This is a genomic window from Jejudonia soesokkakensis (assembly GCF_042664795.1).
Taxonomy (GTDB): Bacteria; Bacteroidota; Bacteroidia; order Flavobacteriales; family Flavobacteriaceae; genus Jejudonia; species Jejudonia soesokkakensis.
Genome location: NZ_JBHTBN010000003.1, coordinates 21,687 through 43,452, shown reverse-complemented (window position 1 = coordinate 43,452; position 21,766 = coordinate 21,687). Strand labels below are relative to the sequence as shown.

Annotated in this window: 21 protein-coding genes; 18 read left to right on the top strand and 3 right to left on the bottom strand. The window is 35.5% G+C overall.

Annotated features, from left to right (window positions below; translation table 11 throughout):
- Positions 1-129 precede the first annotated feature (129 nt).
- The 6 genes from cysQ to ACFQO1_RS06910 all read left to right on the top strand — a co-directional run bounded on the left by cysQ (position 130) and on the right by ACFQO1_RS06910 (position 5,505).
- Positions 130-924 (top strand): 3'(2'),5'-bisphosphate nucleotidase CysQ, encoded by a 795-nt coding sequence (gene cysQ, locus ACFQO1_RS06935; protein ID WP_380217263.1) that lies wholly within the window; start codon positions 130-132, stop codon positions 922-924.
- The gene (locus ACFQO1_RS06930; RefSeq protein WP_380217262.1) at positions 924-1,355 is read left to right on the top strand and encodes a DUF2061 domain-containing protein; all 432 of its coding nucleotides are present in this window, start codon (positions 924-926) and stop codon (positions 1,353-1,355) included. Before cysQ ends, ACFQO1_RS06930 begins: the two co-directional genes overlap by 1 nt.
- Positions 1,352-1,951: an adenylyl-sulfate kinase gene (cysC, locus tag ACFQO1_RS06925; RefSeq protein WP_380217261.1), complete on the top strand. Its 600-nt coding sequence runs from the start codon at positions 1,352-1,354 to the stop codon at positions 1,949-1,951. Before ACFQO1_RS06930 ends, cysC begins: the two co-directional genes overlap by 4 nt.
- Positions 1,944-2,849 (top strand): sulfate adenylyltransferase subunit CysD, encoded by a 906-nt coding sequence (cysD, locus tag ACFQO1_RS06920; RefSeq protein WP_380217260.1) that lies wholly within the window; start codon positions 1,944-1,946, stop codon positions 2,847-2,849. Before cysC ends, cysD begins: the two co-directional genes overlap by 8 nt.
- A gap of 90 nt (positions 2,850-2,939) precedes the next feature.
- Positions 2,940-4,196: a sulfate adenylyltransferase subunit 1 gene (locus tag ACFQO1_RS06915; RefSeq protein ID WP_380217259.1), complete on the top strand. Its 1,257-nt coding sequence runs from the start codon at positions 2,940-2,942 to the stop codon at positions 4,194-4,196.
- Positions 4,197-4,206: 10 nt separating this feature from the next.
- Complete coding sequence (locus tag ACFQO1_RS06910; protein ID WP_380217258.1) at positions 4,207-5,505, top strand: oligosaccharide flippase family protein; 1,299 nt, start codon at positions 4,207-4,209, stop codon at positions 5,503-5,505.
- Here ACFQO1_RS06910 and ACFQO1_RS06905 read toward each other — a convergent pair.
- A complete protein-coding gene (locus tag ACFQO1_RS06905; RefSeq protein ID WP_380217257.1) occupies positions 5,502-6,350 on the bottom strand; it encodes an FkbM family methyltransferase in 849 nt (282 codons plus the stop codon). The genes ACFQO1_RS06910 and ACFQO1_RS06905 overlap by 4 nt on opposite strands.
- A 68-nt stretch (positions 6,351-6,418) precedes the next feature.
- Here ACFQO1_RS06905 and ACFQO1_RS06900 point away from each other — a divergent pair, with 68 nt between their 5' ends.
- From ACFQO1_RS06900 to ACFQO1_RS06845, 12 genes are all read left to right on the top strand, one after another.
- Positions 6,419-7,354, top strand: a complete 936-nt coding sequence (locus tag ACFQO1_RS06900; protein WP_380217256.1) for a glycosyltransferase family 2 protein — start codon at positions 6,419-6,421, stop codon at positions 7,352-7,354.
- Positions 7,336-8,217 (top strand): sulfotransferase family protein, encoded by an 882-nt coding sequence (locus tag ACFQO1_RS06895; protein ID WP_380217255.1) that lies wholly within the window; start codon positions 7,336-7,338, stop codon positions 8,215-8,217. Before ACFQO1_RS06900 ends, ACFQO1_RS06895 begins: the two co-directional genes overlap by 19 nt.
- Positions 8,218-8,420: 203 nt before the next feature.
- On the top strand, positions 8,421-9,413 hold the full coding sequence (locus tag ACFQO1_RS06890; RefSeq protein ID WP_380217254.1) for a hypothetical protein: 993 nt from the start codon (positions 8,421-8,423) through the stop codon (positions 9,411-9,413).
- Entirely contained in the window at positions 9,388-10,464 is a 1,077-nt protein-coding gene (locus ACFQO1_RS06885) for a glycosyltransferase (protein ID WP_380217253.1), read from the top strand. The genes ACFQO1_RS06890 and ACFQO1_RS06885 overlap by 26 nt, the downstream gene beginning before the upstream one ends.
- Entirely contained in the window at positions 10,461-11,624 is a 1,164-nt protein-coding gene (locus ACFQO1_RS06880; RefSeq protein ID WP_380217252.1) for a glycosyltransferase family 4 protein, read from the top strand. Before ACFQO1_RS06885 ends, ACFQO1_RS06880 begins: the two co-directional genes overlap by 4 nt.
- A 9-nt stretch (positions 11,625-11,633) precedes the next feature.
- The gene (locus tag ACFQO1_RS06875; RefSeq protein WP_380217251.1) at positions 11,634-12,245 is read left to right on the top strand and encodes a sugar transferase; all 612 of its coding nucleotides are present in this window, start codon (positions 11,634-11,636) and stop codon (positions 12,243-12,245) included.
- Positions 12,242-12,847, top strand: a complete 606-nt coding sequence (locus tag ACFQO1_RS06870) for a NeuD/PglB/VioB family sugar acetyltransferase (RefSeq protein WP_380217250.1) — start codon at positions 12,242-12,244, stop codon at positions 12,845-12,847. The genes ACFQO1_RS06875 and ACFQO1_RS06870 overlap by 4 nt, the downstream gene beginning before the upstream one ends.
- Complete coding sequence (locus ACFQO1_RS06865; RefSeq protein WP_380217249.1) at positions 12,844-13,974, top strand: DegT/DnrJ/EryC1/StrS family aminotransferase; 1,131 nt, start codon at positions 12,844-12,846, stop codon at positions 13,972-13,974. The genes ACFQO1_RS06870 and ACFQO1_RS06865 overlap by 4 nt, the downstream gene beginning before the upstream one ends.
- A 93-nt stretch (positions 13,975-14,067) precedes the next feature.
- Entirely contained in the window at positions 14,068-15,969 is a 1,902-nt protein-coding gene (locus tag ACFQO1_RS06860; protein WP_380217248.1) for a polysaccharide biosynthesis protein, read from the top strand.
- Positions 15,970-16,050: 81 nt separating this feature from the next.
- The gene (locus ACFQO1_RS06855; RefSeq protein ID WP_380217247.1) at positions 16,051-16,803 is read left to right on the top strand and encodes a polysaccharide biosynthesis/export family protein; all 753 of its coding nucleotides are present in this window, start codon (positions 16,051-16,053) and stop codon (positions 16,801-16,803) included.
- A gap of 9 nt (positions 16,804-16,812) precedes the next feature.
- On the top strand, positions 16,813-19,179 hold the full coding sequence (locus tag ACFQO1_RS06850; RefSeq protein WP_380217246.1) for a GumC family protein: 2,367 nt from the start codon (positions 16,813-16,815) through the stop codon (positions 19,177-19,179).
- Between the two features lie 26 nt (positions 19,180-19,205).
- A complete protein-coding gene (locus ACFQO1_RS06845; protein ID WP_380217245.1) occupies positions 19,206-20,558 on the top strand; it encodes a capsule assembly Wzi family protein in 1,353 nt (450 codons plus the stop codon).
- Positions 20,559-20,629: 71 nt separating this feature from the next.
- On the opposite strand, the gene ACFQO1_RS06840 is transcribed toward ACFQO1_RS06845, so the two are convergent.
- On the bottom strand, positions 20,630-21,058 hold the full coding sequence (locus ACFQO1_RS06840) for an FKBP-type peptidyl-prolyl cis-trans isomerase (RefSeq protein ID WP_380217244.1): 429 nt from the start codon (positions 21,056-21,058) through the stop codon (positions 20,630-20,632).
- Positions 21,059-21,198: 140 nt separating this feature from the next.
- Entirely contained in the window at positions 21,199-21,720 is a 522-nt protein-coding gene (locus ACFQO1_RS06835) for a DUF421 domain-containing protein (RefSeq protein ID WP_380217243.1), read from the bottom strand.
- Positions 21,721-21,766: the final 46 nt, after the last annotated feature.

The following is a 21,766-nucleotide window of genomic DNA, read 5'->3' as shown; positions in this document are numbered from 1 at the left end:
GAAATGTAATGCGCAATTATAATTGCTTTTTGACAAATTTTTAACGGTATGATTCGGTTGAGATTTAAAATTACTTGAAGACAACACAATTCATCTAAAAATGTACCTTTGCAATCTAACAAATCCTATATGAAAAATAACCTGCACACTGCAATTCAGGCAGCCATAGAAGCTGGAAAAGCAATCCTAAAAATTTACACGACAGATTTTGAGATTGAATATAAAGGAGATGACTCACCGCTAACTATTGCAGATAAAAGTGCTAATGAGGTTATAAATAGATTTCTTAAGAAAACGAATATTCCAATTATTTCAGAAGAAAACAAGCAAACAGACTACTCTGAACGTCGTAGATGGGATCTTTGCTGGATTGTGGATCCTCTGGATGGAACGAAAGAATTTATAAAAAGAAATGGTGAGTTTACGGTCAATATAGCTCTTGTATCTTGTGGAAATCCAATACTGGGCGTCATCTACGTTCCAGTTTCAAAGACCTTATATTTTACTGCTGAAGACGCTAAACGTGCCTATAAATACGTACTTCTTTCTGAAGAAGAAACTTCTATTGATACAATACTTACAAATGCTAAAGAAATAGTTCCTGATACTGAAAAATCTTCCGTTGTGAAAGTAGTAGGAAGTAGGTCACATCTTAATGAGGATACAAAAAACTTTATTGCTAAGATCGAAGCAGAGAAAAATGTTGAAATCGTTTCAAAAGGAAGTTCATTAAAGTTCTGCCTTGTAGCCGAAGGTGCTGCTCATCTTTATCCTCGATACGCTCCAACCATGGAGTGGGATACTGCAGCAGGGCAGGCAATTTGTCAAGCTGCTGGAGTAGCAGTAATCAATAATGAAACAAATAAACCGCTTGAGTATAATAAAGAAAACTTACTTAATCCGTACTTTTTAGTTAAAGCGTAATGACCCAGGTATCTTATAAACGGCATATTGCAAAAACGATTACCTGGCGAATTGTTGGAACTGTAGATACCATTCTGTTATCTTGGTTCATTACAGGAGATGGGTTTTTGGGTTTAAAAATTGGGCTGGTCGAAGTAATCACCAAAATGCTCCTTTATTTCTTTCATGAAAGAGTATGGTATAAAATAAATCTTTCAAAAAATGGTGTAATTTTGGAAAGCCGGAAACGCCATTTGGCAAAAACGTTCACTTGGCGTACTGTTGGAACCATTGATACTATGTTAATTTCTTGGATCCTTTCAGGTAACCCATTTACTGGATTAAAAATTGGTTTTGCAGAGTTGATTACCAAAATGGTTTTATATTATCTGCATGAACGTGCCTGGTATCGAATTGATTTTGGTGTAAAAAATAGAACAGAAGAAACATGAAAAATATTGTCGTACATCATTTTTCAGTGACAAAAGAACAGCGAAGTATGTTGAAAAATCAACGCCCGCTGTTATTATGGTTTACTGGACTTTCAGGTTCTGGTAAATCTACCATTGCGAATGCTTTGGAAGAAGCACTTTCAGAAAAAAAACACCACACATATATTCTGGATGGAGATACTATTCGGAACGGTTTAAATAATAATCTTACCTTTTCTGCGGAAGATAGATCCGAAAATATCCGTCGTATTGCCGAAGTTTCCAAGTTGATGTTGGACGCAGGCCTAATTGTTTTGGCTGCTTTTGTATCTCCATACCGAACCGATAGAGAAAAAGTAAAGACCACTGTTGAAAGTGAAAATTATATTGAGATATTTGTGAACACTCCTTTAGTAGAATGTGAAAATAGAGATGTTAAGGGATTGTATAAAAAAGCCAGAAAAGGAGAAATTAAAGATTTTACAGGAATTAATGCTCCTTATGAAGCTCCTGTAAGCCCTCATATTACTATCGACACTACAAAACTTTCAGTAAAAGAAGCGGTGCAAGAGATTTTGCACTATATAGAACCGAAATTGAAATTAGAAAATGAGTAAATATTATTTAAACTATTTAGATGAATTAGAGTCGGAAGCTATCTATATTTTACGAGAAGTCTGGGCGCAGTTTGAAAATCCTGTCATCTTATTTTCTGGCGGAAAGGATTCAATATTAGTAACGCATCTAGCTCAGAAAGCATTTTATCCTTCAAAGATTCCCTTTCCTCTAATGCATGTCGATACAGGACATAATTTTCCCGAAACCATACAATTTCGAGATGATTTGATACAAAAACTGGACGCACGACTTATCGTAGGTTCGGTTCAAGAATCTATAGACCAAGGAAGAGTTGCAGAAGAACGAGGAAAGAATGCCACTCGTAATGCGCTACAAATCACCACTTTATTGGATGCTATTGAAGAAAACAATATTGATTGCGCCATAGGAGGTGGTAGACGTGATGAAGAAAAGGCTCGTGCTAAGGAACGCTTTTTTAGTCACCGGGATGATTTTGGGCAATGGGATCCTAAAAATCAGCGGCCCGAACTTTGGAATTTATTAAACGGAAAGCATTTTGAAGGCGAGCATTTTAGGGCTTTCCCAATAAGCAACTGGACAGAGATGGATGTTTGGAATTATATTCAGAGGGAAAACATTAGCATTCCATCATTGTACTTTGCTCATCAGCGGGATGTGGTTTGGAGACAAAATTCGTGGATTCCGGTTTCAGAGCATTTAAGATTAACGGAAGGTGAAAAAGTGCATTCTAAAAAAATTCGCTTCAGAACACTGGGAGATATTACAATAACTGGTGGTATGGAATCTGAAGCAGATACATTGGAAAAAATAGTTGCGGAAGTTTCAGCTATGAAGCAAACAGAAAGAGGAAACCGAAGTGATGATAAGCGAAGTGAAACTGCTATGGAAGACAGAAAGCGCCAAGGGTATTTTTAAACAGTGAACAGTGAACAGTGAACAGTGAATAGTTAATACTCTTCAGTGGCCTTGAATAGAAAAATAAGGATTTAAAATAGTTCAGAAAAAATGCAAATAGATAAGAATCAATTATTACGTTTTACAACAGCAGGAAGTGTCGATGACGGTAAGAGTACCTTGATAGGGAGGCTTTTGTACGATAGTAAAGCTATTTTTGAAGATCAATTGGAAGCAGTTTCAGTCACCAGTCAGCGTAAGGGTCATGACGGGGTCGATCTTGCTTTGTTTACAGATGGGTTACGTGATGAACGAGAACAGGGAATTACCATTGACGTTGCCTATCGTTACTTTACGACCCCTAAGCGTAAATTTATTATTGCTGATACACCGGGGCATATCCAATATACTCGAAATATGGTAACGGGTGCTTCGACTGCCAATGCAGCGCTTATCTTGATCGATGCTCGTAATGGAGTGATTGAGCAAACCAAGCGACATGCTTTTATTGCTTCGTTGTTGCAAATTCCGCATGTGATTGTATGTGTAAACAAAATGGATCTGGTGGATTATTCCGAAGAAGTATATACTAAAATCGTTCATCAATTTGAAGAGTTTTCATCTAAGTTATATGTTAAAGATGTACGGTTTTTGCCTATTAGCGCATTAGATGGTGATAATGTTGTAAATCGAAGCACTAACATGGACTGGTACAAAGGAGCTCCTCTATTGCATACGTTAGAAGAGCTTCATATAGGAAGCGATCTTAATAAAATTGATGCACGTTTTCCAATCCAAACCGTATTGCGCCCGCAAAGTGAAGCACATATAGACTACAGGGGGTATGCTGGACGAATAGCCAGTGGAATATTTAGACCTGGTGATGAAATTACCGTGATGCCTTCGGGGTTTACGTCAACAATTGCAAGTATTGATACCATGAGAGGTGCTTTGGAAGAAGCCTTTGCACCCATGTCTGTTGCTATTTCTTTAAATGATGATATTGATATTAGCAGAGGCGATATGATTGTAAAAACAAACAACCAGCCTCAAGCCTTGCAGGAATTTGACGCCATGTTGTGTTGGTTGCATAATGATACCGCAAAACCACGTGTTAAGTATACGATTGTTCATACATCCAACGAACAAAAGGCGATGATAAAAAGTGTTTTATATAAAATTGATATTAATACCTACGACAGAGAAGAAAATCAAAAAGATTTATTCATGAATGACATTGCACGTATTAAAATACGTACGACGAGACCATTAATGATCGATGAATATCGTGACAATCGAATTACTGGAAGCTTTATTTTAATTGATGATGCAACACATGAGACTGTAGCAGCAGGGATGATAATTTAATTCGAACTCTTTGAACCTAAGTTCAATCTTTAACAGCAAACAAATTAGAGGAGCTGCTATAGGAAGTATTCTTATAAAGTTTCTATCTGCATTTTTTGCACTGATTAACGGAATTTTACTAGCACAGATGTTATCTGTGGAGGATTTTGGAATATACATTCTTGCATTTACGACCATATTAGTAATTACGATTCCAGTATCTCTAGGCCTTCCTGAACTTCTTACACGGTATGTTTCAAAATACGATACTGAAAAGAATTTCGAAGCTATGAAAGGTTTATTAATTAGATCGAATCAAATTGTTCTAGTTACAAGTTTTATAGCAATCTTGATTGCTTTTATATTATATCTTTTATGGTGGAAAAATTATTCAGAAACAATTGTTATTACCTTTTGGTATTCCTTGGTACTATTACCTGTTCTAGTTTTTGGAGCATTACGGGCAGCCACATTACGCGGTTTAAAATATGTTGTGTTAGGGCAAATGCCTGATACTTTTCTTCGGAATTTATTTTTAACACTTGCACTTGTAATAGTATATTTTTTCAACCTAGAAATAACTCCTCAAAAAGCAATGTTTTTTCATTGTATTGCAGCTGTTGTTGCTTTTTTTATTGGATATCTTTTCTTAGAATTTAAAATTTTAAAAACCCTAAGATCTAAAATAGCAATATTCGAAACTAAATTTTGGTTAAAAGAGGCTACTCCTTTTGCAATTACTGGCGGAGTACAAATTTTGAAAACCAGATCTCTCACTTATTTACTGGCCATTTTTGGAAGCCTTGAGGCCGTTGCCATATTTGATGTTGCTATGCGAGGTGCATCTTTGGTTTCGTTTACAGTTGATGCTTTAAACAAGGCTATTTCTCCATATATATCTTCTGCTTTCGAATTACAGCAAAAAAAAACGCTGCAGCGTATCATTAAAAAAACAGCGCGTCTCATATTTATATTATCGATTCCAATAGCACTTATTTTTATAATAGGAGGAGAGGCGATTGTTAGTTGGCTGTTCGGTAATGAATATATTGCTTCATACATTCCATTAATAATATTATGCATAGGTCATATTGTTAACGCTCTTTCTGGTCCGTTAGCAGCCGTGCTGAATATGACTGGTAATCAGACCGTATTATCCAAAAATCAAATATTGATGATGATTACGAGTATCCTTTTAAGTATCCCTCTAATTTACTATTATAATGTTCTTGGAGCTGCAGTTGTTTTTTCGGTAGTTCTGTTAATTCAAAACTCTTTATTGTACGTATTTACAAAACGAAAGTTAAAATTAGATACAACAGTTTTTTAAGAATTGATAATCTTTTTTTTATTTATTCTATTTGCAGAAGAAGGATTTTCTGCAATTATAAGATTGTAGAATTTTTTATCAATTTTTTTTAAAGGTATTAGTTCATTAGTTTTCCTTGAAAATAATTGTGCCAGTAATTGAAAGGTAAAAGAGTTCACTGAAAAACCTAATAATTTTGGCTGATTGGTCATATAAAAATTCGAATACCCTAGATTTTTTAATTTTTCAATTAGTTTAAGTGCTTTATTTGAATTATTAATAAATTCAAAGCAAATAATAGGTTTTTGTTTTTTTATTGCATTCTCAAATCCTATGATTGCCTCAAGTTCATGACCTTCGATATCAATTTTCATTATTGAAAAATCTTCAAAAATAACATCATCTCCCCTTTTAACCTTTATTTTTTGAGTGCTATCATCTTCTTTTGTAGTAATTCCTCCACCTCCTATATTATCTTCTGGAACTTGAAGATTTAATATTTGAGAAGTGTTTGAAAGCCCGAAAGGATGTAAAATAACATTCGATAAATTTCTAGTATTAAGTTTTAAAACTTCAAAAACCAAAGGATTTGGCTCAAAGCTAAAAACCTTTTTAAAGTGTTTCGAAAATTGAAGTGTGTGATTGCCAATATTTGCTCCAATATCAAGTATCACATGTTTTCTTGTATCAAAATCTAAAGAATTTATAATAGTGGCTATATCATGCTTTTCATACACTCCATAAGCAAATACTTCTTCTCCGATAAAATCGCGAGAAAAAACTAATAATTGTGGCTCTCCTTTGTGGTATTTTCTTAATTTGCCTAACAGAATTCGAGTCACAGTACTCAGAAAATAATACTTCACTTGTTCAATTTTTGTACGGTGAATTTACTATTATTTGTGTAGTTTATAATTAAATAACCAATTATATATTGATTTCTGTCATTGTCCCACTATATAACAAAGAACTGTTTGTTGCTCAAACGATACATTCTGTATTGAATCAGACGTTTGATCATTTCGAAATTCTGGTGATCAATGATGGAAGTACAGATTCTTCATTAGAAGTGGTTTCTACTATTAAAGATGAAAGATTACGAATCATATCCATAGAGAACTCTGGAGTTTCTGTGGCGAGAAACACAGGAATAGAACATGCAAAATACGATTGGATAGCCTTTTTGGATGCAGACGATTGGTGGGCGCCTACATTTATTTCTGACATAAAAAAAGCGATGAACAACTTTACCAATCAATTTATTTTTGCCACAGGAAGAAGTCGCGTTTTTAACAAGGAAACCGAACGATATTCACATACATTTTTACCTGAAAACGGAGCCACAGAGGCTCTAAATTATTTTCAGATTATTAGCAAGTATTTGCCGCCTATTAATTCGTCTAATGTTGTTATTCATAAAAATCTCTTTCATGAAAACGGATATTTTAAAGAAGGTCAATTAAAACACGAAGACCATGACCTCTGGCTTCGATTATGTATTGAAAATGAAGTGATTTTTATAAACAAACCACTCTCATTTTATCGTAAAACTGAAGCAGATTCGGCGTCAAACAGTCATTACAACGCTTCAGATTTTTTACTGTATTTGAACACTATCAAAGGGGTCTATGATCAACTTTCTGAAACAAATAAACATTATCTTAAAATGTATGCCAACCGATTTACGGCACTAACCTACCTTAAGAATTATAAAAATTATACAAGTGTCGAAAGGGATACTCTAAACCCTTTTTTAAACTTTTTTTGTGAAGGGAATTACAGGAGCGCTATTCGTATATCTAGAACACTCCCTTTTTCAATCTACCCTTTTCTTAAACTCTTGCAACTAAAATGGAAGAAGGAAAGGTAAATTTATTTATCGTAGGTGCCATGAAGGCAGGAACAACTAGTTTTGTGGAGATGCTTTCTCAACATCCAGATATTTATGTTCCACCCATTAAAGAGCCTCATTATTTTATTGAAAAATTACCTAAAAGTCTTTATGAGCCTTCCCGTTTTTTTAATTTGGATAGCTATTTTGATAAAGATTTCCCTAAATCTTTGCATATCACTAAGGTTGAGAAGAAAGCACATTATAAAAAATTGTATTCTCTTGCTAAGAATGAGAAATACTGTGTTGACGCAAGTACCGCATATTTACATGCACCTGGAGTTTCAGAAGCGATCTATAATTATAATCCATCTGCAAAAATTATCATACTTTTGAGAGACCCTTTTAAACGAGCGTATTCCCATTATAAAATGGATTTGGGGTTAGGGAGGACTAGTGAGAAATTTGAGACATTGATTGAGAAAGAGGTAAAGCAATATGAAGCAAATAGTCTTCCTTGGAATTCGTATCTAGGAATGAGTTTTTATGATCGCCAAGTGAAATCTTTTATAGAAAAATTTGAACATGTTTTGGTAATTCAACTGGAAGATTTATTGAATAATTCCAAAAATGAGTTAAAGACTCTAAGTGATTTTTTAGAGATTTCAACATTTAGAGTTACTGAAGGTAGTACTAAAAATATCTCACGTACTTTGCGGTTTCAGAAAGTATTTTTCTTTCTGAAAAGAGTAGGTTTGAAAGATTATTTTTCAAAAATAATTGGGACTAAAACGAGGCAATATTTATTTCGAATTTCATCTAAAAAAGCTTCAGAAACAATAGAATTAGATGAGAAATTAAAGCTGAAAGTACTAGAAATTTTTAAATCTGAAACCATGTAATGATATTAGATACGTGTATATGTATTATTGTTTTTTTAATCGGGTTTAATCTGAAAAATTGGTATTTAGATTTTTCAAGAAGGGATAAGAAAAATCTCACTTATTTATTTTTCTTTCATTTTGCCGTTGCAATAGCTTTTCATTTTTATATTTCAAGATTTGGGGGAGATGCCCAATACTATTGGTCTGAACCTAAAAATAGGATGCTTGAAGAGATTTTTAAACTTATAAAAAGAGGTTCTGCTACTGGGAGCATTTACTTGCTAAATTACATCCCGAGCAACTTATTGCAACTGTCATTTTTTACAGGTAATATGGTATATGCCCTGTTTGGCTATTTGGGATTTATCTATTTATACCGAATCCTTAAAACAATATTTGTAGAAAAAGAAGTGCTCTCTAAAGTCAAATTTTTGTCTCTTCCGATAGTTCCATGGATATTATTTCTACCAAACTTACATTTCTGGTCTTCTGGGATTGGAAAGGATAGTATCCTTTTTACCTGTATTATTTCTTTTGTATATGGGTTACAGAAAATTAGAAAACGATGGTTTTTACTTTTGCTGGCGCTCCTACTGTCCTTAGCCATTAGACCCCACATTACATTATTTTTATTGATAGCTTTTGGGATAGGATTTATGTTGGACGGTAATTTAAAAGCCTACCAAAAGGGGTTTATATTTGTCGTATTTGTGGCAGGGTTTATAGCCATCTTTGATTATGTGCTTACGTTTGTACAATTAGAAAGTCTGGAGAGCAATGCCATAGAACAATATGCATCCACTAAGGCAGCAAAATTAAATCAGGTTACATCTGGGTCTGGTATCGATATTAGCGGATATCCATTTCCATTGAAAGTAGTTACCTTTTTATACAGACCTTTCTTTTTTGATGTTAATGGAATTCTTGCTGTGGTAGCATCTTTTGAAAATTTAATACTGCTTATTTTTTCTATAAAGCTTCTATTCAAAAAACCCTGGCAGGCTTTCAAAAATGCAAGTTCGTTACTTAAAGGGATGCTCATATTTTTTCTTTTAGGAACAGTTTCATTTTCACTTATTTTGGGGAATTTAGGAATCATGTTGCGTCAAAAAAATATGTTTATTCCTTTTTTCATTGTTTTTGGTATCTGGGTACTATATCAGTTTAATCTAAGTAAAAACTCCACCATTGAAAGTTCTACAAGTCATAAATAGTCTTCATACGGGAGGAGCCGAAAAATTACTTCTCGAAACCATTCCAAGATATAGAGATGCTGGAGTGGAAATGGATATTTTATTACTTGACGGTACCGTGACTCCATTTCTTTCGGCATTAAAAGAGAACTCGAAATGTACTGTTTATTTTTCTTCAAAAGCAAGTGTATATCACCCACTACATATTTTTAGACTTAGAAAGTATCTTAAGAACTATGATATTGTCCATGTGCATTTATTTCCTTCACTGTACTGGGTTGCGCTATCAATTTTTTTTTTCAGAATAAAAACAAAAACAATTTTTACTGAACATTCATCGCATAATAGAAGAAGACACTCTTTCTATAGAGTATTTGAGCGGTGGATTTATAGTAAATACGATACTATTATCACTATTTCTGAAAATAGTAAGCAAAATTTGAAGCAACATATAAGAGGTGTTAAGAACAATTTGGTAACCATTAACAATGGTGTTGCTATTTCTAAATTTATAAATGCTTCTGAAAGTGCCGAAATTTTATCTAAAAAAGTTGGAAATAAGAAATTTCTAATTCAAGTGTCAAGGTTCTATTATCCTAAAGACCAAAATACGGTCATTCGTTGTTTACAGCATCTTCCTCAGGAAGTTGCATTGCTCCTTGTAGGAAATGGAAAGGAAATACATACATCAAAAAAGTTGGTAACTAAACTAGGCTTAGAAAACAGAGTTCACTTTTTAGGCCTTCGAAGTGATGTTCCTGCATTATTAAAAGCTTCAGATATTGTAATACTTTCATCACAATACGAGGGACTTTCACTTTCCAGTATAGAAGGTATGGCTTCCGGGAAGCCTTTTATTGCTTCAGAGGTGCCTGGCCTCACCGAAATTGTAAAAAACGCCGGGATTTTATTTTCAGTAGGAAATGAAAAAGAACTTGCATTACGTATTTCAGAATTGCTTGAAAACAAAGAGTTGTATGCTAATGTTGCGCTAAAATGTCAACAAAGAGCTGCCCAATACTCAATAGAGCATATGGTAGAAAGTCATCTTAAATTATATAAAAGCTTGTGACAAAACCTAAACTCATCCGTATAACGACTGTCCCTATTTCCCTTGAAAAACTGCTTGAGGGTCAGTTACAATATATGCAACAGTTTTATAATGTTAGCGCGATTTCTTCAGATAAGAAACGATTAGAGGAGTTTGGTAAAAAAAATCATGTTGCCACTTATTCACTTACTCTTACCAGAAAAATAACTCCTTTAAAAGATATAAGAGCAGTATTTAAGCTATTTCATTTTCTTCGGAAAGAAAGGCCATTAATTGTTCATACACATACCCCAAAAGCTGGCATCGTTGGTATGATGGCTGCTTATCTAGCAGGAGTTCCAATACGATTGCATACGGTGGCTGGATTGCCTTTAATGGAAGCTCGAGGATTTAAACGAATGGTTTTAAACCTAATTGAAAAAGGAACCTATCGATTCGCAACCAACGTATATCCGAATTCTCAGGGATTGTACGATTTTATTCTCTCGGAAAGATTTACTTCAAAAAAGAAGCTTTCTATACTAGCTAACGGAAGTAGCAACGGAATTGATATATCGCATTTTTCACCCGCTCATTTTTCTGAAACAGCACTCTTTAATTTAAGAACGAAAGTATCTATTTCTCCCTCAGACTTTGTTTTTCTATTTGTAGGGAGATTGGTAAAAGATAAAGGTATCGTGGAGGTAGTCGATGCGTTTGTAGCTTTTCAAAAAAAATACTCCGACTCTATTTTACTACTCGTAGGTCCAATGGAAGCTGCGCTCGATCCATTGCCTAAAGCAACACTCGACTTGATAGCACAACATCCAAACATACGGACTACAGGCTATATTGAAGATGTTCGTCCCTATTTCGCAATAAGTACTGCTTTCGTTTTTCCTAGTTATCGTGAAGGTTTCCCCAATGTAGTGTTACAAGCTGCTTCCATGAAGGTACCGTGTATTGTATCAGATATCATTGGCAACAACGATATTATAACTCATAATGTCAACGGAGTGATGGTTCCTCCTAAAGATACAGATGCATTAGTAAAAGCTATGGAAGTGCTTTATAACAATCCAGAATTGAGACTTCAATTTGCTGAAAAATCTTACGAAAATGTTACCCAGAAATATGAGCGCCAACAGGTATGGAATGCTTTACTGAAAGAATACAAGCGTTTAGAGCATAATCTTTTGTAATTTTAGAACGTGTATAGATTTTTTTTGAAACCTTTTTTAGATTTTATAACTGCGCTGGCGGGTTTTATACTGCTACTTCCTATATTTTTACTGCTTACTTTTTTATTGTCGTTTCGTTTTCAGGGAGCTCCCTTTTTTATTCAGAAACGCCCAGGTAAACACGGGAAGATCTTCAGCATTATTAAATTTAAAACCATGACCGAAGCTCGAGACGGCTGGGGTGAACTCCTGCCAGATGATCAGAGAAGTACTGCTATTGGCAAATTTATACGAGCGACTTCACTGGATGAAATTCCGCAGCTACTCAATGTGATTATAGGCAATATGAGTATGGTAGGACCACGTCCTTTGCTACCAGAATATCTGCCTTTATATACAAGCTTTCAGAAAAGAAGACATCGTGTTAAGCCTGGAATTACCGGTTATGCTCAAGTAAATGGTCGCAATGCAATATCCTGGGAACAAAAATTTGAACTCGATGTGTATTATGTTGAACATCAGAGTTTTTTATTAGACCTAAGCATCTTGCTTAAAACGGTAAAAAAAGTATTTTTACGCAGTGACGTGAATACAAATCCTAACATGACGATGTCACGATTTAAAGGAACTAAAACCGAATGAAACATATCACACTTTATGGGGCTGGCGGGCATTGTTATGCGGTCATTGAATTGATTCGTAGCCTGGGAGAGTACATTCCTACGCTTGTAATTGACCATGACCCAAGGGAAGGTTCTATTCTTACTATTCCTGTTTCTAAAAATGAAGATCATGCTCCAGAAACTGCCTGTATTACAATTGGGGATAATGCCATTAGGAAACGAATTTCAAGAAGTATAGAAGCAGATTTTCCAACATTCATACACGAATCTGTTGTACAATATCCGTCGGTTTCAATAGGAAAAGGTACTGTTGTTTTGCCTTTGGCATTATTGGATGCAGCAGTGTCTATAGGTGATTTTTGTATTATTAATAATAGTGCGACAATATCTCACAATGTTGCTTTAGAAAATTATGTGCATATCGCTATTAATGCAGCGATTGCCGGAGGAGTAAAAATAGGCGAGGGAACTTTAGTAGGTGCTGGCGCCGTAATTAACCCTGAAATAAATATTGGAAAATGGGCTATCATTGGATCAGGAGCAATAGTCACCAAAGATGTCCCCGATCATGCTGTGGTTTACGGAAACCCTGCAGTTGTTAAAAGATACACAAACGAATGAAAGATAGAATTTACCTGTCATCTCCTCATATGGGTGGAACCGAACAGCACTTCGTAAAAGAAGCGTTCGATACGAACTGGATATCGCCTTTGGGAAAGAATGTGGACGGATTTGAAGCTGACTTACAATCGTATTTGGGAGAAAATAAAGAAGTGGCAGCGCTGAGTTCTGGTACTGCAGCCTTGCATTTAGCGTTACTAGTAACTGGTGTTACAAAAGGCGATGAAGTGATCTGCCAGAGTATGACGTTTGCAGCATCTGCGAATCCTATTGTATATCTGGGAGCAAATCCAGTTTTTGTAGATAGTGAAACCAATACCTGGAATATATGTTCAGAAACTTTAGAACAAGCAATAAAAGATAGAATTGCAAAAGGGAAAAAACCTAAAGCTATTATTGCTGTTCATCTCTACGGAATGCCATTCAATGCTTCTGAAATTTTAAAAATAGCCTCAAAGTATTCTATTCCAGTAATCGAAGATAGCGCTGAAGCGTTGGGAAGTAGCTACAAAAAACAAAAGTGTGGCACATTTGGCGATATCTCAATCTTATCTTTTAATGGAAACAAGATCATTACAACTTCTGGCGGTGGAGCTTTGGTAACGGCTTCGGCGGCATTAAAAAAGAAAGCGGTATTTCTTGCAACGCAGGCAAGGGATGACGCTCCTCATTATCAGCATAGCGAAATAGGATATAATTATAGATTGAGTAATATCTGTGCAGGAATAGGTAGAGGGCAGATGGAGGTACTTGACAAACACGTTACTTTGAAAAGGAAAATGAATGCTTTTTATAAGGAATTGTTTTCTAAAACCGAAGGTGTTTCAGTCTTTACGGAACCATCTGAGAAGTATTTTTCAAATCATTGGTTGTCCTGTATTTTAATTGATCAAGCAGTAACAGGGTATTCACCTTCTGAAGTCAGAGAAGCGTTGGAGAAACAACACATTGAATCGCGGCCTTTATGGAAACCTATGCATCTTCAGCCTATTTTTAAAGAAGCTCCATTTTACAAAACGGGTGTTTCTGAAAGATTATTTACTACCGGATTGTGTTTGCCTTCAGGATCGAACCTTTCCGAAGAGGATAAAAAACGAATTGCAGCTGCTTTGCAACCATTTCTATAGGCAATGTGTATCTTTAGTTCATAAATCAGCATCGTGAAGCCCTCAAAAAATAAATTAAGTTTTCTTTATAAAGGCGATAATCGCCTCAAAATTTTGGATCAAAGGTATTTGCCTCGATGGATTGTGGTACTTATCGACTTGTTCCTGATAAATGTTGCGTGGATAGCTACCTATTTTATTTTAGCGGAAACGCCCATTGTTTTTTATAAGACACTAACAGTTACTGAGCAGGGATTTCTAGTTGTTATGCTAACCGCCATGTTATTTTTTGTCTTTAAAACCTATTCAGGTATTATACGGCATTCTTCTTTTACCGATATCGTAAAATTAGCACTTGCATTGTTTTTTACCATGACGATTGCCGTGCTATTTAACATAGTTTTTGAAGCGATTGAAGGAACAAAAATACTACTTACAACCTCTATATTTTTATATTGTTTACTGTCGTTTACGTTGTTATTTTCATTTAGAGTAGCCGTGAAAGAAAGTTATTATTTTCTTCGGAAAAATGCATCGCTCTCCTCAAAAAAACGCACTGCGATCTTAGGAACCAATGACGATGCTATTTCTTTGGCTAATGCATTGCTTCAGGATTCAAAATTGTCGTATACTTTAGTAGGATTTATTTCTGAAAACCAAACCTCTAGGCGCTTTAAGATTTTAGGGAAACCTATTGTTTCTTTGGGCGAAAATTATACAGAAACCCTCTCTAAACTTTCCGTAGAAAGTGTGCTTATGATCCATGATGCTTCAGTAAATTCGAATCGGCAAAAAATTTCTGAAGCTTTAGTCAATGCTGGTATTGAAGTGTTAAGCGTTCCTTCGTTGATAGATTGGACCCAGACTAAACAATTAGAAAGAAAGATTAAACCTATTCAAATTGAAGATTTGTTAGACCGTGATCCAATTTCAATCAATACCGATCTCATTAAAAAAGATTTAGAAGGAAAAACCATACTGGTAACCGGAGGAGCAGGATCTATAGGAAGCGAAATTGTTAGGCAAGTGGCAGGTTTTACTCCTAAAACTTTGGTCATCTTAGACCAATCTGAACTATCCCTATATCAATTAGAGTTAGCGTTACAACAAGAGTTTCCAAAGCTACATTTTGTAACAGAACTGGCCGATATAAGCAATATGTATCGACTGGAATTGCTTTTTGAAAAATATGATTTTGACATCGTATATCATGCTGCTGCTTACAAGCATGTGCCGCTTATTGAGCGGAATCCGCATGAAGCAATCTATGTTAATATTCTAGGAACAGTAAATTTATCTATTCTTTCGACCAAACATGAGGTAAAAAAGTTTGTGATGGTTTCTACAGACAAAGCCGTGAATCCAACCAATGTGATGGGAGCTTCAAAGCGTGCTGCAGAAATGTACGTTCAGGCGCTTCAGCAGGAGAAAGGTGTTTATACGCGTTTTATAACGACTCGTTTTGGAAATGTATTGGGAAGCAGTGGCTCTGTAATTCCGCTGTTCAGAAAACAAATCGCCGAAGGAGGCCCCGTTACGGTAACTCACAAAGATATTATTCGTTATTTTATGACGATACCAGAGGCTTGTCAGTTAGTACTCCAGGCGGGAACTATGGGTAATGGTGGTGAAATTTATGTGTTTGATATGGGGAAGCCAGTTAAAATTTATGAACTAGCAAAACGTATGATTCGTTTGTCTGGATTTGAACCTGATGTGGATATTAAAATTAACATTTCTGGGTTGCGCCCCGGAGAAAAGCTATATGAAGAGTTGTTAAATGATAGCTCAACCACTCAGCCTACACACCATCCAAAAATCATGATTTCGAAAGTTCCGGTAACTCATTTTGAAACTACTAAAGAAAAAATTAAAGCTATAATTACATCAGCGACGACAGATACCGATCTAAAGTTTGTCAAACTACTTAAAGAGCTTGTACCCGAATTTAAAAGCGAAAATTCTCAGTTTGAAAAGCTGGATATGCGCATTCGTCATAAAAATGTTGATAAATAGGCTAAAATCCTTTAATAACTATTGATTTTGGTCTTATTTCACAAGTTTCATAAATGATATATTTACGTTAATTAATACGTGATGAGAAAACTTTTACTGCTAATCTTCCCTTTTCTACTGCTTTCGTGTGCCACAAAAAAGGAAATTGTTTACTTTCAGGATTCTGAAACGCTTCATTTAAAAGAAACAGGTTTGTCTTTTGAGCCTATTATTGAAAATAATGATATTCTCCATATTTCATTGTCCTCACAGAGTGAAGTTGGGTTGAGTCCGTTTCAGAAAAAAACAGCGATAGGTTCAAATATGTCAACTAACAATCCAGGGCTGGAAGGCTATCTGGTAGATAGTGGGGGATCGATTCAATTTCAAATCCTAGGGGACATTACTGTAGCTGGCAAAACTCGCGCAGAAGTAGAAGATGTTTTACAAAGCAAACTGTCCGAATTTGTTACAGATGTGGTTGTTGATGTTCGCATTTTAAATTTTAAAATTACTGTTTTGGGCGAGGTCAACAATCCTGGAGTGTTTGCCATCGAAGATGAGCGTGTCACTTTGCCACAAGCTATTGGGCTTGCAGGTGATTTTAGTGAAGACGGTCGTAGGGAAAATGTAACGGTATTAAGGGAAGTGAATGGTGTCCAAAAAGTAACTAGAATAGATTTTACAAAAACAGATTTATTTTCAAGCCCTTTTTATTATTTAAAACAAAATGATGTGGTCTATGTAGAACCTACCCTCAAAGGTGTTAAAAAATCTGGGTTTATTCCTGATGTTCCAGCATTATTATCATTATTTACTATTGTTTTAAGCACCGTTATTATTTTAACACGATAAGAAATCATCATGCAAGGACAGTTAGAAACAAAAGAAACACCATTGCGAGATAGTATCAGTCAGTACACACGATACTGGTTTTGGTTTCTATTGTCTTTGGTATTAGCTGCAATGATTGCAGGCATTTATTTGCATTACACAACTCCTGTATATCAAAGTCAGGCGACTGTTATCATTAAAGAAGATAAAAATGGTGGTTTGGGAGAGCTTTCAGCTTTTGCCAATCTAAGTTTCTTTTCAAAATTCAATAATAAGATTGAAAATGAACTTTCGATATTTCGTTCTAATAGGATTATCTCACAGGTTATAGAGAAATTAAATCTCAATATTACGTATCAAACAGAAGGATTAATTGGCACAACTGAGCTCTACACCTATAAACCGTTTGTGGTTCAATACCAATCCTTTGTAGATAGTACTAAAAACCAACCTATCCCGAAATTAATCCTTAATGTCGCGTCTCAACTTGAATACCATGTTGAAAATGAGTCTAAAACAATAAATGCCACTTATAAATTTGGTGAGCGCGTTTCCCTCCCTTTTGGCGAAATTACTGTGTTACCAGTTCTTGACAATATTGATAAATTTGAAAGTTTTTATCAACGACCTATTTCGGTTAGTTATAGACCCATTCATACACTAACTTTAAACTATCAGAATAAGTTGGTAGTGGTAAACGAGATTTCTAATAGTAATGTGGTAAAAATTTCACTTTCTACAAGTGTTCCAGAAAAAGCCGAGGATTTTATAAATGAACTGGTCTTTCAGTATAATAAAGATGCGATTAGCGACCAAAATCAGGTAGCCCAAAAAACAGCAAATTTTATTGATTCCCGACTTGAGATTATTACCAGAGAGCTTGATAGTGTAGAGAAAGGAAAAGAAGATTTTAAAAGTGAAAATAGACTTACCAGTATTGAAGCAGAGGCACAGCTAATTCTTAATAACGCAAGCGATTTTAATAAACGCCAGCTTGATATTGCCACCCAATTGGAATTAGCAAATACGATGATAGATTATATGGAAACATCATCCAGTAATGATCTGTTACCTGCTAATATCGGTTTAAATGCCGAGGGCGTAAATCAATCTGTGAGTAATTATAACCAACTTATCTTAGAAAGAAATAACTTGCTTAAGACCTCTACAGCTATCAATCCTGTTGTAGTAAACGTGACCAATCAAATCGCTCAGGTAAGAGAAAGTATTTTAGAAAGCTTAAAAAATAGCAGCAACGCACTAAAAGTTGCCATGCGTGGTCTTAATTTTCAAGAGTCAACACTTAATTCAAAGATCTCACAAGTACCAACCAAAGAAAAAATTTTCAGGGGAATTGAGCGTCAGCAGGGCATTAAAGAACAATTATATGTATTTCTTTTACAACAAAGAGAAGAAGCTTCTATTTCTCTTGCAGTAACCGCTCCAAAAGCAAAAGTGGTAGACCGGGCCTATAGCAGCCGAACGCCTATTGCTCCTAATAGACCTCTTATATATCTAACGGCACTGGTCGCAGGACTACTGGCTCCCTTCCTTTTTATCTACGGAAAAAGCTTGCTAGACACTAAAATTAAGAACCGAAACTATATTGATAAAAAGCTGAGTAATACTGCTCTCATAGGAGAAATACCAAAACTTAAAAAAGGAACCGAACAACTTATTCAGCAAAACGACCGAAGCGTTCTCGCCGAATCATTTCGAATATTACGTACCAACCTTCAGTATTTATTTTTAAATAAATTAAACAATCCCGAAGACTCTAAAACCATTTTTGTTACTTCTAGCATCAAAGGAGAAGGAAAGACATTTGTGGCCTTTAATCTGGCACTAACCATAGCCCTTACTGGAAAAAAAGTGGTATTGGTTGGTGGAGACATTCGTAACCCACAGTTGCAACGTTACCTGCCGTCATCCAAACAAAATAGCAAAGGACTTACAGAGTACATTGTCGATGCTACATTGAGTGTGAATGAAATCGCTTCAGAAAGTGAAAATAATTCACATCTGGATATCATCCTTTCAGGGGCTATTCCGCCTAATCCTGCAGAGCTACTCATGGAGAAAAGAGTGGCAGACTTTTTCAACGAGGTGAAAAAAAGCTATGATTATGTGATCGTCGACACCGCACCTTCGATGTTAGTCGCAGATACTTTACTCATTAATACACATGCAGATGTGACCTTATATGTAATCCGTGCAGGATATACAGACAAACAACTGTTAGAGTTTACCAACGAAGCCATACAGGATGAACGATTAACTAATGTTGCAGCAGTGATCAATAACGTTTCTCTTAATAATTTTGGCTACGGAAACAAATACGGGTATGCGTACAGTGTTGAAAAACCAAGTCTGAAGCAACGATTGTTTGGGTTGTAATTTCTGAAGCTTTTGAGTTCCATGATATGAAAAAGATATTTCTAGCTCTCTGTTTGTGTACATTTTTTTTAACGTTCTCGCAAAACGTTTCAGTGGAAGGTAGTGTTGAAGCTACTGGTATTTTTTCTTCGGAAGCAACCGATTCACCTTTCTGGTTGTATACCAATACGAACGCTGCCATAACACCCCAAACTGTTTTTTCTGGTACCGCACAAGCTTCAGCAACATATACAATCACCGAAAAATCATTTTTTGAAGGAGGCATTGCTGCATTTTATAGAGAGGGTGAAAACAATCTTGATAATTTTCAGCGTAGAGATTTGTACCTTCAGTTTCAGAATTCCTGGTTAAAAACAACTCTTGGTGCAAAAAAACAACAAGAAAACTTTAAAGGACTTTCTGCTACTAACAAAAATATTTTATGGTCAGGAAACGCTAGACCATTGCCTGGACTCTTACTGGAAGCGAATACTCCCTTAAAAATTTCTGAAACCTTTGGAGTGGATTGGGGAATTGGCCACTATCAGCTTAATGATGCGCGGTATGTAAATGATGTACGAGTACATTACAAACGGCTTGGCATTGTTGCCAAAATAAATGAAAGGAATACATTCACTGCTCGAGTTCAGCATTTTGCTCAATGGGCTGGAACGTCACCAGATTTTGGAGCGTTGCCATCCAATTTTAATGCTTTTGTAGATGTGTTTTTTGCTAAAAAATCATCTGACGATAATATCGCTGGAGAAGTGCAAAACGCATTAGGCAATCATTTAGGCTCATACTTCTTAGAATATAATTTTGGAACCAGCTTTGGAACTTTTACATTATATCACGAGCATCCTTTTGAGGACGGTTCTGGAACTCGGTTAGCTAATTTTCCAGATGGTGTCTGGGGAGTGCATCTTAAATTAGAAAAGGAGGGCATTCTCTCACATCTTTTATATGAGTATATTGATACCAGCGACCAAAGTGGGAATTCTTCTACCAGCGGATTTGATGGTTATTTTGGGAATAATATTTACCGTAGTGGCTGGAGTTATGAAGACAGAGTGATTGGAGTTCCGTTTATTCTTGTAGATCCATCCATCGAATTAGATATGGACAGTTCACGGTATGTAAGCAACCGTGCTAAAGTGCATCACTTTGGATTTACGGGAACCTTTAAAAAAGTTGAATGGTCATTAAAATCTACTGTTGCTACATTTCTGGGCACGTATCGCAATCCGTTTGACCCTAAATTAACAAGCTGGTCTAATTATGCTTCGGTAGCCTATACAACTACTACCTTCGGAAAGATCAAGGTATTTGCTGGAGCCGATATGATTAGTGAACGAAAGCGTATCCTTGGAGGAGGAGTCACCTATAACTACACTTTTTAGAATTTCTTTTTCTGAAGATTCGGCATAAAAAAACCCGGAATTTTCCGGGTTTTCTAAAACAACTAGTCGTTTTATTTTATCGCTACTACTTCAAGATCAAAAGTAAGATCTTTACCTGCAAGGGGATGATTTGCATCTACAATAATATGATCGTCATTTACTTCGGCAACACGTAGTTGTCTTTCACTTCCATCTGGATTTTTAGACATTAATCCCATTCCAACTTCTGGCTTTATTTCTTCGGGTAGGTTTTCTTTAGGCACCGAGTGAAATAATTCTTTCTGAACGTCACCATAGGCTTCAGATTTTGGTATTTTGACTGTCTTTTTTTCATTGACTTTCATAGAAACGATCCCTTTTTCAAATCCAGGAATTAACTTTCCTTGTCCTAAAGTTACTTCTAGTGGCTCTCTTTGTAGCGAGCTGTCAAATACTTGTCCGTTTTCTAGTTTACCTGTGTAATGTACTTTTACAGTATCATTTTCTTTTACTTGACTCATACGTCTGTTTTTATATTAAAAACGCAAAACTACAGGTAGTGAATGAAAACAAAAAACTATAGCAATTTAATTAAGCAGTTTGGCAAAAACTTAACACCTGACGCCTTCAATAGCGCTCTGTTTGTTAAAATTGGATGTATCTACTCTTTCACTCCTTCTAATAATTCTGTAGCTAGTGCTTCATTTCCTGACGTATGTAAAACTGAAATATCTCCCGTCACTTCAAATACAACCGCTCGTACTTCACTCATTTCAATAACGTTGGCTTCCCTAAGCTTTCCGTAGAGATCACCTTTACTAACATTGGCTTTTGATAGATTATGAGAAATAATTTCACCGTCTTTCATTAGAAGTAAAGGGGTATTGGTAAATGCTTTTTTAAATGTGTCAGATTTTCTAATAAAAAATGAATATAGTGTTTGAAGAATAATGATAATCAATAAAGCAATGCCCCCTTTTAAAATCGAATAGTCTGTACTGCCTATAACATCTGCAAAAATAGATCCCATCGCAATCGTTGCAGCAAAATCAACTGAAGTCATTTTTGCAAAAGTACGTAGACCAAAAACTCTGGTATACAGTAAAATAATAAGATAAATAGCAACTACCGAAAGTGCCGATTTATAGATGATAAGTTCGTTTGCGTAAAGCCAGTTTTCCATATTAGAAGATTTTAGTTACTAAGATTTTATTCTCTTCAAGATACTG